12 protein-coding genes are annotated in these 15472 nt (G+C 32.4%); 5 read left to right on the top strand and 7 right to left on the bottom strand.

The features are described 5' to 3' along the window. Positions 1 to 7: 7 nt before the first annotated feature. Positions 8 to 1336, top strand: a complete 1329-nt coding sequence (gene hslU / locus A9G48_RS03230) for an HslU--HslV peptidase ATPase subunit (RefSeq protein WP_034943939.1) — start codon at positions 8 to 10, stop codon at positions 1334 to 1336. 65 nt (positions 1337 to 1401) lie between these two features. Here hslU and asmA read toward each other — a convergent pair whose 3' ends face one another. The 3 genes from asmA to mltA form a co-directional block, all read right to left on the bottom strand. Then, the gene (gene asmA, locus A9G48_RS03225) at positions 1402 to 3318 is read right to left on the bottom strand and encodes an outer membrane assembly protein AsmA (RefSeq protein WP_034943936.1); all 1917 of its coding nucleotides are present in this window, start codon (positions 3316 to 3318) and stop codon (positions 1402 to 1404) included. A gap of 33 nt (positions 3319 to 3351) precedes the next feature. Further along, a complete protein-coding gene (gene dcd / locus A9G48_RS03220) occupies positions 3352 to 3933 on the bottom strand; it encodes a dCTP deaminase (RefSeq protein WP_034943933.1) in 582 nt (193 codons plus the stop codon). A 69-nt stretch (positions 3934 to 4002) separates the two neighbouring features. Then, positions 4003 to 5079, bottom strand: coding sequence for a murein transglycosylase A (gene mltA / locus A9G48_RS03215; protein WP_051825040.1), 1077 nt, complete (start codon positions 5077 to 5079; stop codon positions 4003 to 4005). A gap of 193 nt (positions 5080 to 5272) precedes the next feature. Between mltA and cycA the strand changes: the two genes are divergently transcribed. Further along, complete coding sequence (cycA, locus tag A9G48_RS03210) at positions 5273 to 6652, top strand: D-serine/D-alanine/glycine transporter (protein ID WP_034943930.1); 1380 nt, start codon at positions 5273 to 5275, stop codon at positions 6650 to 6652. A gap of 41 nt (positions 6653 to 6693) precedes the next feature. Here cycA and A9G48_RS03205 read toward each other — a convergent pair whose 3' ends face one another. Beyond that, on the bottom strand, positions 6694 to 7713 hold the full coding sequence (locus A9G48_RS03205; protein ID WP_034943927.1) for a TerC/Alx family metal homeostasis membrane protein: 1020 nt from the start codon (positions 7711 to 7713) through the stop codon (positions 6694 to 6696). Positions 7714 to 7882: 169 nt separating this feature from the next. On the opposite strand from A9G48_RS03205, the gene dacB reads away from it, so the two are divergent. Beyond that, positions 7883 to 9319 (top strand): serine-type D-Ala-D-Ala carboxypeptidase, encoded by a 1437-nt coding sequence (gene dacB, locus A9G48_RS03200; RefSeq protein WP_034943924.1) that lies wholly within the window; start codon positions 7883 to 7885, stop codon positions 9317 to 9319. A gap of 58 nt (positions 9320 to 9377) precedes the next feature. Here dacB and A9G48_RS03195 read toward each other — a convergent pair whose 3' ends face one another. Together A9G48_RS03195 and A9G48_RS03190 are read right to left on the bottom strand one after the other, a co-directional pair. Further along, on the bottom strand, positions 9378 to 11213 hold the full coding sequence (locus A9G48_RS03195; protein WP_034943920.1) for an ABC transporter ATP-binding protein: 1836 nt from the start codon (positions 11211 to 11213) through the stop codon (positions 9378 to 9380). A 253-nt stretch (positions 11214 to 11466) separates the two neighbouring features. Further along, positions 11467 to 12156, bottom strand: a complete 690-nt coding sequence (locus tag A9G48_RS03190; RefSeq protein WP_034943917.1) for a LexA family transcriptional regulator — start codon at positions 12154 to 12156, stop codon at positions 11467 to 11469. Positions 12157 to 12809: 653 nt separating this feature from the next. Here A9G48_RS03190 and tatA point away from each other — a divergent pair. Further along, the gene (gene tatA / locus A9G48_RS11100; RefSeq protein WP_081299229.1) at positions 12810 to 12983 is read left to right on the top strand and encodes a twin-arginine translocase TatA/TatE family subunit; all 174 of its coding nucleotides are present in this window, start codon (positions 12810 to 12812) and stop codon (positions 12981 to 12983) included. 16 nt (positions 12984 to 12999) lie between these two features. Further along, entirely contained in the window at positions 13000 to 14184 is a 1185-nt protein-coding gene (locus tag A9G48_RS03185) for an FAD-dependent monooxygenase (protein WP_065575772.1), read from the top strand. 242 nt (positions 14185 to 14426) lie between these two features. On the opposite strand, the gene mutY is transcribed toward A9G48_RS03185, so the two are convergent. Continuing rightward, on the bottom strand, positions 14427 to 15467 hold the full coding sequence (mutY, locus tag A9G48_RS03180; RefSeq protein WP_065575779.1) for an A/G-specific adenine glycosylase: 1041 nt from the start codon (positions 15465 to 15467) through the stop codon (positions 14427 to 14429). Positions 15468 to 15472 lie beyond the last annotated feature (5 nt).

Raw genomic sequence — 15472 nt, 5'->3', positions numbered from 1 at the left:
TTTTATTATGTCTGAAATGACTCCTCGCGAAATTGTAAGCGAATTAAACCAACATATAATTGGACAAGATAAGGCAAAACGATCTGTTGCTATAGCTTTACGTAATCGTTGGCGTCGTATGCAATTAGATGAAGCTTTACGCCATGAAGTAACACCCAAAAATATTTTAATGATTGGACCAACAGGTGTTGGTAAAACTGAGATTGCAAGACGTTTAGCTAAATTAGCTAAAGCGCCTTTTATTAAAGTTGAAGCAACAAAATTTACCGAAGTAGGTTATGTTGGTAAAGAAGTTGATTCAATCATTCGAGATTTAACCGATTCTGCAGTTAAAATGATTCGTCAAGAGGCGATTGAACGAAATCGCACTCGAGCAGAGGAATTAGCTGAAGACCGTATTTTAGATGTGCTAGTGCCACGAGCAAAAGATGGTTGGGGACAAGTAGAAAATAATAATGATTCAACCGCAAGGCAAGCATTTAGAAAAAAATTACGTGAAGGTTCACTTGATGATAAAGAGATCGAAATAGAAATAGCAGGTGTCAATATAGGAGTTGAGATTATGGCTCCTCCAGGTATGGAAGAGATGACAAATCAACTACAATCAATGTTTCAAAATTTAGGTGGACAGAAAACTAAACCACGTAAAATGAAAATTAAAGATGCATTTAAGCAATTGATTGAAGAAGAAGCCGCTAAGCTTGTAAATCCTGATGATCTTAAACAGGAAGCAATAGAAGCAGTTGAACAAAATGGAATTGTTTTTATTGATGAGATCGATAAAGTTTGTAAACGTGGTAACTCATCTGGTCCAGATGTTTCTCGCGAAGGTGTACAGCGTGATTTATTACCTCTTGTTGAAGGATGTACGGTTTCAACAAAACATGGTTCTGTTAAGACTGACCATATTTTGTTTATTGCATCAGGCGCATTCCAAACAGCAAATCCGTCGGATTTAATACCGGAATTGCAAGGTCGATTACCTATTCGAGTTGAATTGCAAGCATTAACTAGTGAAGATTTTGAGCGTATATTAACTGAGCCTAATGCTTCACTTACGGCTCAATATAAAGCACTAATGGCAACTGAAGGTGTAAATATTGATTTTACAGCTGATGGGATTCGTAAGATTGCTGAATCTGCTTGGCAAGTAAATGAACAAAATGAAAATATTGGAGCTCGTAGATTGCATACTGTATTAGAACGTTTAATGGAAGAGATTTCATTTGAAGCGAGTGAACTCGATGGTCATACGATTACAATTGATGCCAAATATGTAGGTGATCATCTAGATAAACTTGTTGCTAATGAAGATTTAAGTAAATTTATCTTATAGGCAATTTAAATTGTTGACACTAAAAAGGTGAGCTAAGCTCACCTTTTTATTAACTAGTTTAATTTTTACAGGTTATTTTTTAATAGCCCTTCTAATATTTCTGCTGCTTTTTGCTTAGAATTTGATTTCTTGTCATCTTTTAAATTTCGATTTTCTAACTTATTACGAAGTTTATCTAAACCTTGTTGTATTTTATCATTCAATAAATCTTTTAAAACTTGGCTGATATCAATTTGATAATTAAGTTTAGTGAATTGCCCATAAATACGGAACGGAATAGTCAGTTGCTGTAATTTCGCAATTGTCTCACTTTTGCCATTCCAGCCTCCTAGCATTTTTATATTTAAATTAACGTCTAAATCTTTTTGTTCCATGCCAATTCGCCCTGAACCTTCAATAATATCAAGTGTTTCTGAGTTAGCTGTTAAAGAAGTAAGGTTTATATTGCCATTACTCAAATAAGCATTCGCTGAAATTTCGTGAAACTCAGTATATTTTTTTTGATTTTCAACGGTTAAAACATCTTTAGTGTATTTCGCAGTTGCACTTTGGATAATATTTTGAATATTTATATTATCAAGCCTTGCATTGGTTATAACAATACCCAATTTACCTTGTAAATTATTGGATAATTTAGATAGTGTTATAGTGCTTGCTTCTAATTCTCCAGTTGCATTAAAAAGACCTACTAGATCATTACCGGTATCAATTTGGTTAAAAAACGTATTTAAATCAACATCTCTCACTTTTGTATCAAGTTTAATTAAAGTTTCTTTTTGTTTACCATTTGCAAAACCTTTTGCAACAATATGACCTTTCGCAAAATCAAAGCTAACATCGTTAAATGTTGCGATTCCATCTTTGTTAATGACGTCCACATTTACATTATTTAATACTAATTTATTTTTGACTAATTCTTTTATTGTAAATTTAGTTTCTGCATCAAATAAATTAAGAAAAATAAGTTCATTATTCGCTTTTGGTATTGTCGATACAACAGGTGTTGTTTGCTGTGTTGCTAAGTTAACATTATTATTACTATTATTTGATTTTTCATTTATTCCATCTGCAAACGAATCAAGGTTCAGTCGGTCGGCATTAAAATTTAATACTAAATGTGTTTTTTGATCTAAATTAGCATGTATATGACCTGTAAAAATATTATCATTAATTGAAAAGGTTAGACGTTGGGTTTCAAAAATCCGAGGTTTTTGCTGATAATTAAACGTGCCTTTTAAATTACCTTTTAGTTTTCCTGATGGAATACCAATTCCTTTAATAATATAATCAAGATGTTCTAATTCTATTTTTGCATATTCAGGATATTGACCTAAATCAATGTTCGCTTTTGCTGTGTAAAATAGGTATTGCTGGTTTCGATCAATATTTCCTTTCACATCAACAGAAATGTTTTTGGCTGTATTTTGTTCAAGGGTTAAGGTCAGATTTCTAAAATTAATAAGGTTATTTTTTTGTTGCAAAATAACTGTACTATCTGAAATTTCGAATTTATTTAAAGTAAATTCCCAACCTGATTTGTTTTTTTCTTCTTTTTTTTGTTTTTGTAATATTCCATCTGAAGTTGTTGTAGGTTGATGGGGGGGCTCATATTGCATTTTTTTCCCTTTGCTTTCCTCTGTAATATTGATGACTGCTGATTTTACAAATACATTTTTAACATCAAGCCTTTTAGAAAATAAAGGAAATAACTCAACATCAAGCCGCATGTTATCTGCGGTTAAAATAGGTTTTTGAGCACCAATATCAGAAAGTTTTACTGAATCGGTTAATATACTTATTTGTGGCCAAATATGCCAACGTAAATCCCCTTCGATAGTTAACTCATAACCAGTTTTATCCCTTACTTTATCGGAGATAAATCCTCGAAAATTGTTAGGATCAACAAAAACTATTAATGAGACTATTCCGATCGCAATGAGCAGAATTAAGATAAAAAGAGTAACCAATATTTTTCTAATCATATTAATATTCCTTGATTAACGTTATGAATTATTTTAGTCTTTATCAATACGACTAGCAACTGCACCATGTTGGTCTTTATATTTTGCATCTTGACGACGGTTGTATGGTTTTTCAGCAGGTCCTGTTAGTGTTTCAAAGCTAAGCGCGCCGATTGTCATGCCTGGTCTAAGTGCGAGTGGAATTTTCCCTGAATTATAAAATTCAAGTACAATTTGTCCTTGCCAACCAGGATCAATTCTATGTGCTGTCACATGAACCATAAGCCCAAGCCTAGCAAGTGATGATCTCCCGTCTAACCATCCGACTAAATCATCTGGAATTGTAACCGATTCTAATGTAACCGCTAGCGCTAATTCTCCAGGATGAAGGTAAAATATACCATCTTTGGGGAGTACTATTTCCTCACTCATTACTTGTTCCAAAACAGCTGAAACTTCTTCTTTTGGTCCGCTTAAATCTATATAAGGTGTAGTATGTTCTCTGAAAGTACGAAACTGATTGCCTAATCTGACGTCGACTGTTGCGCCATTAATACAATTAGCTGCAGGTTGTGGTGTAATCTTTAATTTACCATTTTGTAAATATATTTCGATATCTCGATCGCATAGTCTCATGAATTGTCCTTAATAAAATTTTTATTTTTCATTTTAACAGGTTCTTCCCATGCCGTCGATGTTAGTAATTTAAGGCTTGATGACCCATGCACGCCCAAAGTGGTTATAATAACCAGCCAATTTACCGGCTTTGTCACCTACACCAAGATAAAGATCAAAATGCTGACCTTTTATCGCACCACCAACGTCAAGTGCGACCATTAAACGAACTTCTCGTCTATCTCTATATATTCCATCGTCATCAAGGAGTGGTACATCGACTAGGACGACAGATCCTATTGGCACAACTACTTTATCTGAAGCTACAGATGCATTTGCAACTAAAGGTATTGCTGCAGCGCCTTTTACTTCGGTATTATGTTGAGGTTTAAAAAAAACAAATGAACGGTTTTGTACTAGTAATTCTTTAAGTCTTTTTTCACTTTTATTTTGGGCCCAATTTTTGATTGCTTGTATTGAAATATTTTCTTTATCGATTTCCCCTTGTTCAACTAATAATCTTCCTATACTAGAATATTCATATCCATTTTTTCCGCTAAAACAAAAGAAAACTAATGGAGAACCATCTTCAAAATCAATATAAGCACTACCTTGAACCTCCATAATAAAATTGTCCATTAATGAATTACTGTAAGCAATTTCTAGCCCTTTTCCTGATAGTGCGCCATTATAGATTTGCTCTCGACTTGGTAATCTGCCTTTTAATCGATTAGGAAATTTATAAATCGGATATTTGAATTCGCCAGTTGGCTTATGCTTTGCTTTTATAACGGGTGTATAATAGCCGGTTAAATGTACATTTCCGTAGCCGTCTTGGCCTTCCATTTCATAACTTTTCAACCCAACCTTATCAAATTCATCAGTTCCTAAAGAACGGTTAATCCAAGAGTCAATGGCATTATAAATATGTTTATTTTTATGATATAAAGATGGTGAATAAGTTTTGATTTTTTCAATTTGTATAACATAATCTGAAATATTTATAGGAATAGCTAATTGAGGGTATGTAATATTGAAAGATGAAGATAGCTTACCTTCAGTATATCTTTGACCTTGTTCAATTTTATTGTTTTGACAGCCAGCTAATAATAGAATAAATAAAATAGGTGCCAAATAAAAATAGTCACAGTAGTTATTCTTTTGCATTCTAATGATTTGTTTAAGTAATAAGCATGGTTTGTTATGCTACACAATTCTTTTATAAGAAACTACTGTTAATTTTTATGTCGGCATAAAAAGTTTTCATAATATTTCAGCTTGCGGTTTGCAGGGATAAACTTTATATTTCTATATTCTTTATAAAATCGAAAAAATTTCGAAATAAAAGGTGATAATAGCGATGAGCATTACATCCTCAAACAATGATCTAAAGCGAAACCTATCTAATCGGCATATCCAATTAATTGCAATTAGTGGTGCTATTGGTACCGGGCTATTTATGGGCTCAGGAAAAACGATTAGCCTTGCTGGACCGTCGATTGTATTTGTTTATATAATCATAGGTTTTATGCTTTTTTTTGTCATGAGAGCAATGGGTGAAATTCTGCTTTCTAATTTAAGATATAAATCTTTTAGTGATTTTGCTAATGATCTACTAGGTCCTTGCGCTGGTTTTTTTACTGGTTGGACTTATTGGTTTTGTTGGGTTATTACTGGAATTGCTGATGTTGTCGCCATTTCAGGATATGTGCAACATTGGATACCTGAACTACAATCATGGATACCAATGTTATTAACGGTTGTTTTATTATTAACCTTAAATTTATTAACAGTAAAAATGTTTGGTGAAACAGAATTTTGGTTTTCGATGATTAAGATTATTGCGATTTTGGCGTTAATAGCTATTGGTATAGTATTAATTTTAACCTCTTACCATTCTGAACAAACTAATACAATATCTGCATTTTCCAATTTATGGAAATTTGGTGGTTTTTTCCCTCATGGTACTATGGGTTTTTTTGCTGGGTTTCAAATTGCCATTTTTGCTTTTGTGGGAATTGAACTTGTAGGTACAACAGCCGCAGAAACAATCGATCCTAAGAAAAACCTACCACGAGCTATTAATTCTGTGCCTGCTCGTATTATCTTTTTTTATGTTTTTGCGTTAATTATTATTATGAGTGTAACGCCATGGAAGCTAATTTCACCGAATAAAAGCCCATTTGTTGAATTATTTACTTTAATAGGTTTACCTGCCGCCGCAAGTATTATCAATTTTGTTGTATTGACATCAGCTGCATCATCAGCGAACAGTGGAATTTACTCAACAAGCCGAATGTTATTTGGACTTGCTAAAAAACAAGATGCGCCGGAACCTTTTGGTAAGTTGTCTAGTCGTTCTGTGCCTGCTAATGGATTAATCTTTTCGTGCTCTTGTTTATTTGGTGGGGTGGTATTAATTTATTTTGTACCCAATGTTATGCATGCATTTACTATTGTGACTACGATTTCAGCCATTTTATTTATGTATATTTGGTCAATGATTCTAATTTCTTATATAGCTTATCGACGCAAAAAAGCTACTTTACATCAGCAATCACAATTTAAAATGCCAGGTGGTATTTTGATGTGTTATGTCTGTTTAGCTTTTTTTGCCTTTGTGATTGTGCTTCTTACTTTGGAATCTGATACACGACAAGCTTTAATTGCCACACCAATTTGGTTTATCATTTTAGGTATAAGTTATTATTTACGTTCTTTAAAACGTAATAAATTTTGATTTTTAAATGGCAGGAATGCCTGCCAATATCTTCATAACTATTATTTATTTTTTTCTGGCCAGATGAAGCTTGCAATAATTCCCAAAGTTAAAATGCCTAACACGATATAAAGGCTATTAGTTGGGCTAATATTGATGTTATACCCAAATAGGTGGTTGCCAGCATTGAAAGCTAATTTGAAGGCAATAAAAAACAACAAATAGGTTACAGCTTTACTAAGGTGGACTAAATATTGTTGCATAGCTTCTAAAACAAAGTACATTGTTCTTAACCCTAAAATGGCAAAGATCATAGCGCTATAAACAATGAATGGCTCTTGGCTAACGGCGATTATAGCTGGCACAGAATCAAAAGCAAACATTACGTCGCTAAGTTCAATTACAACAATGCATAAAAACAGCGGGGTAGTATATAAAATATTTTTGGAGAATTTACTAACAAATTCAGCATCTCCTGATTTTGCCAGTTCAGCATTGAGCTGTTTTTGTGTTAATAAAAAATGGTGGCCAACAATTTTGGGATAAGATGGTAAAATGCGTTTTGCGATGCGATAAGCAAAATGTTCTGAATAATCCTTTATTTCATGATTCTTTCCTTGATTTTTTAACATCATTATCCCAGTGAAAGCAACTATAGCAGAGAATAATAATTCCATCCATGGCCCTAATGATAATAAACTGGAACCAATTATCACAAAAATAGCGCGGAATATAATAGCACCAATTACTCCCCAATAGAGTAAGCGATGACGATAATTATCAGGAATGCCAAACCATGAAAAAATAGCCATAATGACAAAAAGATTATCCACTGAGAGTGCCTTTTCCAATACATAACCAGTAATAAATAGGCTTGCAATAGAGCTTCCGTGATGAAGGTATAAATAGAGTGAAAAAGCCAAAGCAATAGCAATCCAAAATAGTGACCAAACAATGGCATTATTTAAGCTTATCGGTTTATCATTATGATGAGCAAACAAATCAATAACGATTGCAGTTAAAGCCAATATAATGAAAACTAGTACTGTTTCAATTGGAAAACCTAATAAATGTTGAATCATGTTATTATCACCTAAAGTTAAATTTTGTATTGAAATAATTTCAATAGCTATTTTATTATTTTAATGGAATATATTAATAAAACGGATTGAGTATATATTGATAGGCATAACAAAAAAAGCTATATTTGTAGTTAACTTCTTTATTAAAAACCATTTTGAGCCGATTTCAATGAAAAATTTCAAAGCAATTTTTGTTTTTGTTCTTTCTTTTTTATCTAGTTTAGTGCAAGCGTTATCAGTTGAACCTTATATTTCTACTTTACCTAAAGGAAGCGATATATCCATTCTGGTTCAATCTGTTGGAAGGCAGCCTACAACTTTGGCCCAATACAAGAGTGATCAATTTAAACAACCGGCTAGTATTCAAAAAATCATAACTGCTCTTGCAGCAGAGCTTGAGTTAGGTAGTGATTTTCGATTTGAAACACAAATGTTAACTAATGGTTTAATTAGTCATAAACAGTTAAATGGTGATTTAATAATTAAATTAAGTGGTGATCCAACCTTTAGTCGAAATCGGCTGCAAACTATGCTTTCTGCATTACGCCAAAAAGGGATTGAAAAGATATCGGGAAAAATTATTTTAGATACTTCAATTTTTACAAGTCACGATAAAGCTGAAGGATGGTCATGGAATAATTTAACTGCTTGTTATAATGCTCCTCCATCCGCTGCAATTATTGATAATAACTGCTTTTTTGCATCAGTTACGCCAAGTAAAATCGGTGGAAAAGCGTCTATTTCGATTCCAATTGGTATTCCTGTTACAGTAATGGGGGATGTAAGAACTATTGCAAAATCTAGTAAAGATTTGAATGATAAATATTGTGAATTAGATGTTAGCTACTCTGCCAAAAATAATTATTACCTATCAGGTTGTATTGCTACTAGTTCAAAAAAAATACCACTTAAATTTGCTATATTAGATGGAGTTTATTATTTTTCTGCAATTTTAAAAAATGAACTTAAGAAACAAAAAATGACTTTTACTGGGATTATTACACAGAGCAATCAAAAAATAACTTCCAAACTTACATTATTAGCTACAAACCAGTCAGCTCCTCTTTCAGAACTGTTAACTATTATGCTTAAAAAATCGAATAATTTATATGCTGATGCCATTTTCAGAACATTGGGGGCTCACTATTATAATATACAAGGCACATGGCGAAATAGCGGCGATGCTGTTAAGCAAATTTTACGAAAAAAAGCCGGTATTGATCTTGAAAATCTGGTCATTGTAGATGGCTCTGGTTTATCAAGATTGAATTTAGTTAGTGCTAATAAAATGATGGAAATTTTACAGTATATTTCGGCTCATAATGCTGAATTGGGTATTATTGAGAAACTTCCCATTGCGGGAACTGATGGTACATTGCAATATCGTAAAAGTTTTATTGAATTACCTCTTAAAGAAGCTGTACGCGCTAAAACAGGATATATACAAGGTAGTTATAACTTAGCTGGTTTTATTCAAAAATCAGATGGCAAATATATTGCATTCGTTCAATTACTATCGGGATATCATGCTGATAACTCTATTGAACCTAAAAATAGTGCGATTATGAGGTTTGAATCAGATTTTTATAAAAACTTTATCAATTAATGTAACCTGATAGCGCTATATATGGTGATATATGCGTTTATATTTTAGTTGATTTTATTTATAAATTTTCTGGCAAAAAACCGCCGCTTTGGTGTTTCCAAAGATTTGTATAGAGTCCATTTTTTTCAAGTAGCTCTTGATGTGTGCCTTGTTCAATGATTTTTCCCTGATCAAGAACAATTATTCTATCCATTGCTGCGATAGTGGATAAACGATGAGCAATAGCAATAACGGTTTTACCTTCCATTAATGTATACAAACTTTCTTGTATCGCTTGTTCTATTTCAGAATCTAGTGCGCTTGTGGCTTCGTCTAATAATAAAATAGGGGCATTTTTAAGAATCACTCTAGCAATTGCAATACGTTGTCTTTGCCCTCCTGATAATTTTATACCTCGCTCACCAACAAAAGCATCATAGCCAGTTCTACCATTAGCATCAACTAAGGTTTGGATAAAACTATCGACATGGGCTTTTTTTGCTGCTTTGATCATTTCATCTTCCGTCGCTTCATTATTTCCGTAAAGCAAGTTTTCTCGTACTGATCGATGTAATAGTGATGTATCTTGGGTCACCATACCAATTTGAGCGCGCAAACTTTCTTGGTTTACTGTTGTAATATTTTGATCGTCGATAATGATTTCGCCACTTTTTAAAGTGTAAAAGCGAAGTAGTAAATTAATAAGCGTTGATTTTCCTGCACCTGAACGACCTACTAAACCAATTTTTTCTCCAGGGTTGATAGTTAAATTTAAATCTTCAATAATAGATTTATCTCTTTTTTCATCATAGTTAAAATAGATATGTTTAAATTCAATTCTTCCTTGAGTAATATTAAGGTTAGCTGTACCAGGTTTATCAACCTCCGTTTTTGCGTCAGAAAATGTATTAATTCCATCTTTAACCACACCAATATTTTCAAATAAGGCAGCCATTTCCCACATAATCCAATGTGAGAAACCATTTAATCGCAGGGTAACAGCTGTTGTTGTTGCAATAGCTCCAATGCCAACCAATTGATTTGTCCATAACCATAAGGCAACCCCAGTCGTGCTTAGTATTAGTGAAACAGAAAGTAAATGGTTAACAATTTCAAAACTACTCACTAACCGCATTTGCTTATTGACAGTAGCCAAAAATTCATCCATTGATTCTCTAGCGTATTTAGCTTCATTACCTGAGTGTGAAAACAGCTTTACTGTCATAATATTCGTATAAGCATCTGTGACTCTTCCTGTCATAGTCGAACGCGCATCAGCTTGTATACTGGCAATTTTACTTAGGCGTGGAATAAAGTAGTACATTGCTATTCCATAGAGCAAGCTCCAGCCTAAAAATGGTAATAATAACCGAGTTTCTAATTGACCAATAATTGCTGCCATAGTAATAAACGAAATAAAAACGTATATGAAAATATCAGATATTAAAAAGCAGGTATCTCTAACAGCAAGTGCTGTTTGCATCACTTTTGATGATATTCGACCAGCAAAATCATCTTGGAAAAAATGCATATTTTGGTTCAATATTAATCTATGTAAAACCCAACGCATTCTCATCGGAAAGTTACCGGCAAGACATTGGTGCTTTATTATAGTTTGCAAACCAATTATTAATGTACTTGCTAAAATTATCAAGGCTAATGATATTAATGTTATCTTTTCTTGTTGCCAAAATTTACTTGATTCGACTTCTGATAGAGAATCAATAACTTTACCGAGAGCGGCAAATAAAAAAGCTTCAAATGCACCACCTAATCCACTGAGGATAATTAGCAGTAACATAAATAAGCGAGTACCTTTGGTTGAGTGCCATATAAAACTAAAAAAGTTTTTAGATATTGGTTTAGGTTCATCTATAGGATAAGGTGATACTAATTTTTCAAAAAATCTATACATATAAGACCTAATTAGTAATAACGTTCATTCATTGATAGGTTATCAATGATATTAAAATATTGGGATAGTGTAGGTAGATGTAAATCATTATCGCACTAATTTTTTGTTTGAAACTTTAAATAAATATCATTTAATTGACTTCCTGCTTTTGTGAAAGTAATGAATGTTAGATAATTAGTGAGGAAATAATTTGCTTGTTATTTCCTCTATCCAGATTATATCTTGAAAGTTAGTATATAGCTATTAAAAGTGATTAAAAAATATCTTTAATGATCTGTACAATACGACCAACAATGTGATATTTATGAAAGTTTGTTTTTGGTACTTCAATTGTTGGATACTCACTATTATTACAAATTAACAGCCACCCATCTAGAGTTAAGCGTACTTTTCTTAAAAAGGTAATATCTTCATATTCAATCAGATAAATTGCACCATCAACAATATCACCTATGTCCGTATTAATAATAAGACCATTATTGTTGTTTATTTCGGGCGACATTAGATCGCCTTTTGCCCAATATATGAGTAACTTTTTGATGTCTAGCCCTCGATGGGAGGCCCAACCTTCTACAATAGGGTAATTCATGACAGGTGGAGTTTCACGAACATAACGTTGCATTTGAGCTTCTTCTTTAGTAGGCAACTGTTTTCTATAAACAGGAATACGGTAGATATTTTCATTGTAAACATTTTCATCATCTTTTGAACCTAAAACTTCTAATTTGTAACCAGTAGCAAGCCAGTTAAAAGAAACATTACATTTTTCTGCAATGACTTCTAAGCGTGTTAGTGATGGGTATGTTTTGCCTGATAAATAGTCTCGAATGACTGTTTCAGACATATCACATTTTTTAGCAAAGGCTGAAACAGATAAACCTTGCATTGAGCTATGTAATCTATCTTTAAATGTTTTAACATTTTTATTTTTAATCATATTCATTTCTAACTCATTTTTGTTATTTCATCCATTTTCCAATTATAGTGTATATTTTACAAGTTTTACATATTTCGTCTAATGAAAAAATTATATAAAAATGTGATTTTATTAATATTTGTAAGTGATTTTCGTTTTATATTTTGATAATTTCATTATTTCAAGTATTAAAATACGTTGTCTGCAATGTTTTAAAAAAATAATACTTCTTCGTTTTTCTTTTGAATTGTCGACATTTTTCATTGGTAAGTTTTGTTTTTCAATTGTTTTCATTTGATTTTTATAATTTATTTGACATATATCAAATACGTATTTTTTAGAATTAAATCTTGATTTATTTATTATCAATTGGTTTTTGCTAGATTTTATTTGATATTGCTTCTGTTTTGAACGATTTTAAAATAAATAAAAAAACAAATAAAAACGTTGACTAAAACGAAAAAAAATGGATAATAAGCAGGGTAAGGATTTTTCATTGTTTTCTTTCCTTATATTCCTTATATTTCATGTTGGCCTGCATATTTATATGCAGGTCTTTTTTTTTATCAATTTATCATGAAATTCTTATTCATTAAGAGTATAATCTTAACATTTTTTAAAATTTAAGTTTAAGATTAAACTTAAGCAGCTTAATAATATATAATTAAGGGGTTTGATTAATGTCATTTAGTATCCCACATCTTTTAATGTTTCTTGCCGTAGTTGTTCTTTTATTTGGTACAAAAAAATTACGTAGTTTGGGGGAAGATGTTGGTTCGGCAATAAAAGGATTCAAAAAAGAGCTGAGTGGTGATGTTGAATCTAAGCATGATCCTAAATTAGATAATAAATAGTTTTATATAAAACAATATGAATATTCAATGTGATATTGCGATTGTTGGTGGTGGATTAGTCGGTTTGGCAACAGCATGTGCACTTAGCCAATGTGATTTAAACATTGCGATTATAGATACTAAAATTCATCAGCATGAATTCTTGCCACATGCTGAAATGAGTATTAGAGCTTCTGCTATTAATGGCGCTAGCCAGCGTTACTTTTCAAAAATTGGTATATGGGATGATTTATGCAATAGCAACCGCGTACAGGAATTTACCGAGATAGGTGTATGGGAAAAAAATGGTCAAGCCCATTTGTCTGCCCAAGCCAAAGATTACGGTTATTCTAATCTTGGATACATAATTGAAAATAATGTCATTTCTCATTACCTTTACCAGTTTGTCTTAAAATGTCCGAATATTAATATTTATAGTTATGAAGCAATTGATTGTACATTTAATGATGATTTTGCCTTTTTGACACTTGCAAATAAAACTGTTTTACAAGCTAAATTAATGATAGGCGCTGATGGTGCTCATTCTTGGGTGCGTAGGAGTGAAAATATTTCTATTCTTGAGCGTGATTATCTTCATCATGCTGTCATTACAACTGTTGAAACTGAATATTCTCATCAATCCTGTGCTAGACAAGTGTTTTATCCCAATGGAATTATTGCTTTTCTTCCTCTTTGGAATGTAAATAAAAGTTGCTTAGTTTGGTCGACAAAACCAGATAATGCATCTACTTTAACTTCACTTTCCGAATCAGAATTTTCGAACGAATTATTTTGGTTAACAGGTGATAAAGTCGGTAAATGCCAGTTAATTAACCCTAGAATGGTATTTCCATTAAAAGCGCGATTTGCTAAACAATTTATTAAGCATCGGTTAGTACTAATTGGCGATGCAGCCCATACTATTCATCCTTTAGCAGGACAAGGGGTAAATTTAGGTTTTCAAGATTCTGCTTTGTTAGTTTCAACCATTAAACAATTAATTGAAACTAATAAAGATATTGGGCTTGTAAAAAATTTAAAATCATTTGAATTTAATCGTCGCAAAGATGCGTTAGTTATGCTTACGGCCATGCAAACTATTCAAGATATGTTTAATGGTGATAATTTGTTGAAAAAGACGTTAAGAACAATTGGTATGAATGTTATTGATAATAGTCAGCTATTAAAAAAGCAACTGATTAAATATGCTATGCATATTTAATTTAAACTTATATCTAGTTAGTATTGTGTTTGTCAAAAACTTTTAGGTAAGTATGTGTGTCAGTATAAAAAACAAATTATGATACTTAATAGATTAAGAATCTATTCCAGAAATAACAATCCAACCATAAAATAAGTAAACTGAACTAAAGCCGCATGATCTAATGTGCTTAGCAAATTATAGTTAAACAAGAATAATAATGATGCACTAAAAAGTGCACCAATATTGATAATAAATCGTGATTAAACTGTTTGTTTTAATAAGTTATAAACAGGGGTAGCAAGACCTATTTTTGCGTTGTTAGATTTTAGGTTATACCAATAGCCAACAGATTCATTGAAACATTTTGTATACTTGGTAATGACACAATGAATAGGAAAAATATCTAAGTGGAAATGACTAAATGTGTGGCGAAATGCAACAAGTTGCTTTGGTGCAGTTGTTTGGATACCTTGTTTTTTTAACCAGTCAGCTATTGCTTGTTTACTTGAAAATTGAGGGAAACAATACAACCCTCCCCAAATACCAGATGGAGGCCTTTTTTCAAGCCAAATTGCATGATTATATTCCAGCATTAAAAAATAGGCTATCTTTTCGGGAATGGTATTTTTAGTTTTTTTTGTGGGATAGAGTCGCCAGCTTTCGTTTTTATATGCTAGACAATGATTTTGCAATGGGCATAAGGCGCATTTAGGCTTAGTGCGTGTACAAACCATAGCACCAATATCCATCATAGCTTGATTAAATTTTTCTACTTTGTGTTTTGGTGTGACTTGCTCACTTAATTGCCAAAGTCTATTTTCGACAGTTTTAATACCCGGCCAACCTTCAACAGTAAAGTATCGGGCTAAAACACGTTTTACATTTCCATCTAAAATTGGGTAATGTTGATTTTGTGCAAGAGATAAAATTGCACCGGCTGTGGAGCGCCCTATACCTGGAAGCCCGATAACATCATCGAACTTTGTAGGGAAAATACCATTAAATTTATCAACAATTAATTGTGCTGCTTTATGTAAATTACGCGCTCTTGCGTAATAACCAAGTCCAGTCCAAAGATGCAATACATCATCAATTGGCGCTTTTGCTAAATCTGTTATTTGTGGGAAGTGCTCAATAAAACGATTAAAGTAAGGAATGACTGTAGCAACTTGGGTTTGCTGTAGCATCACTTCAGATAACCAAACATGATAAGAGCTTTTTTTGACCTGCCATGGTAACGATTTTCTGCCATATTGTTCATACCACGTAAGGACCGCTTGCGAAAAGTGTCGTATTGTCATAGCCA

Source organism: Gilliamella sp. wkB18 (assembly GCF_001690875.1).
Taxonomy (GTDB): domain Bacteria; phylum Pseudomonadota; class Gammaproteobacteria; order Enterobacterales; family Orbaceae; genus Gilliamella; species Gilliamella apicola_A.
Note: the sequence above shows the minus strand (reverse complement) of the source record. Positions and strands in the feature narration are given on the sequence as shown.

Bases quoted from the DNA above. Each gene is read 5' to 3' on its own strand.
- tatA (WP_081299229.1), top strand. From the start codon at position 12,810: ATGTCATTTAGTATCCCACATCTTTTAATGTTTCTTGCCGTAGTTGTT.
- hslU (WP_034943939.1), top strand. From the start codon at position 8: ATGTCTGAAATGACTCCTCGCGAAATTGTAAGCGAATTAAACCAACAT.
- A9G48_RS03190 (WP_034943917.1), bottom strand. From the start codon at position 12,156: ATGAATATGATTAAAAATAAAAATGTTAAAACATTTAAAGATAGATTA.
- mutY (WP_065575779.1), bottom strand. From the start codon at position 15,467: ATGACAATACGACACTTTTCGCAAGCGGTCCTTACGTGGTATGAACAA.
- A9G48_RS03195 (WP_034943920.1), bottom strand. From the start codon at position 11,213: ATGTATAGATTTTTTGAAAAATTAGTATCACCTTATCCTATAGATGAA.
- dacB (WP_034943924.1), top strand. From the start codon at position 7,883: ATGAAAAATTTCAAAGCAATTTTTGTTTTTGTTCTTTCTTTTTTATCT.
- cycA (WP_034943930.1), top strand. From the start codon at position 5,273: ATGAGCATTACATCCTCAAACAATGATCTAAAGCGAAACCTATCTAAT.
- dcd (WP_034943933.1), bottom strand. From the start codon at position 3,933: ATGAGACTATGCGATCGAGATATCGAAATATATTTACAAAATGGTAAA.
- asmA (WP_034943936.1), bottom strand. From the start codon at position 3,318: ATGATTAGAAAAATATTGGTTACTCTTTTTATCTTAATTCTGCTCATT.
- mltA (WP_051825040.1), bottom strand. From the start codon at position 5,079: ATGCAAAAGAATAACTACTGTGACTATTTTTATTTGGCACCTATTTTA.
- A9G48_RS03185 (WP_065575772.1), top strand. From the start codon at position 13,000: ATGAATATTCAATGTGATATTGCGATTGTTGGTGGTGGATTAGTCGGT.
- A9G48_RS03205 (WP_034943927.1), bottom strand. From the start codon at position 7,713: ATGATTCAACATTTATTAGGTTTTCCAATTGAAACAGTACTAGTTTTC.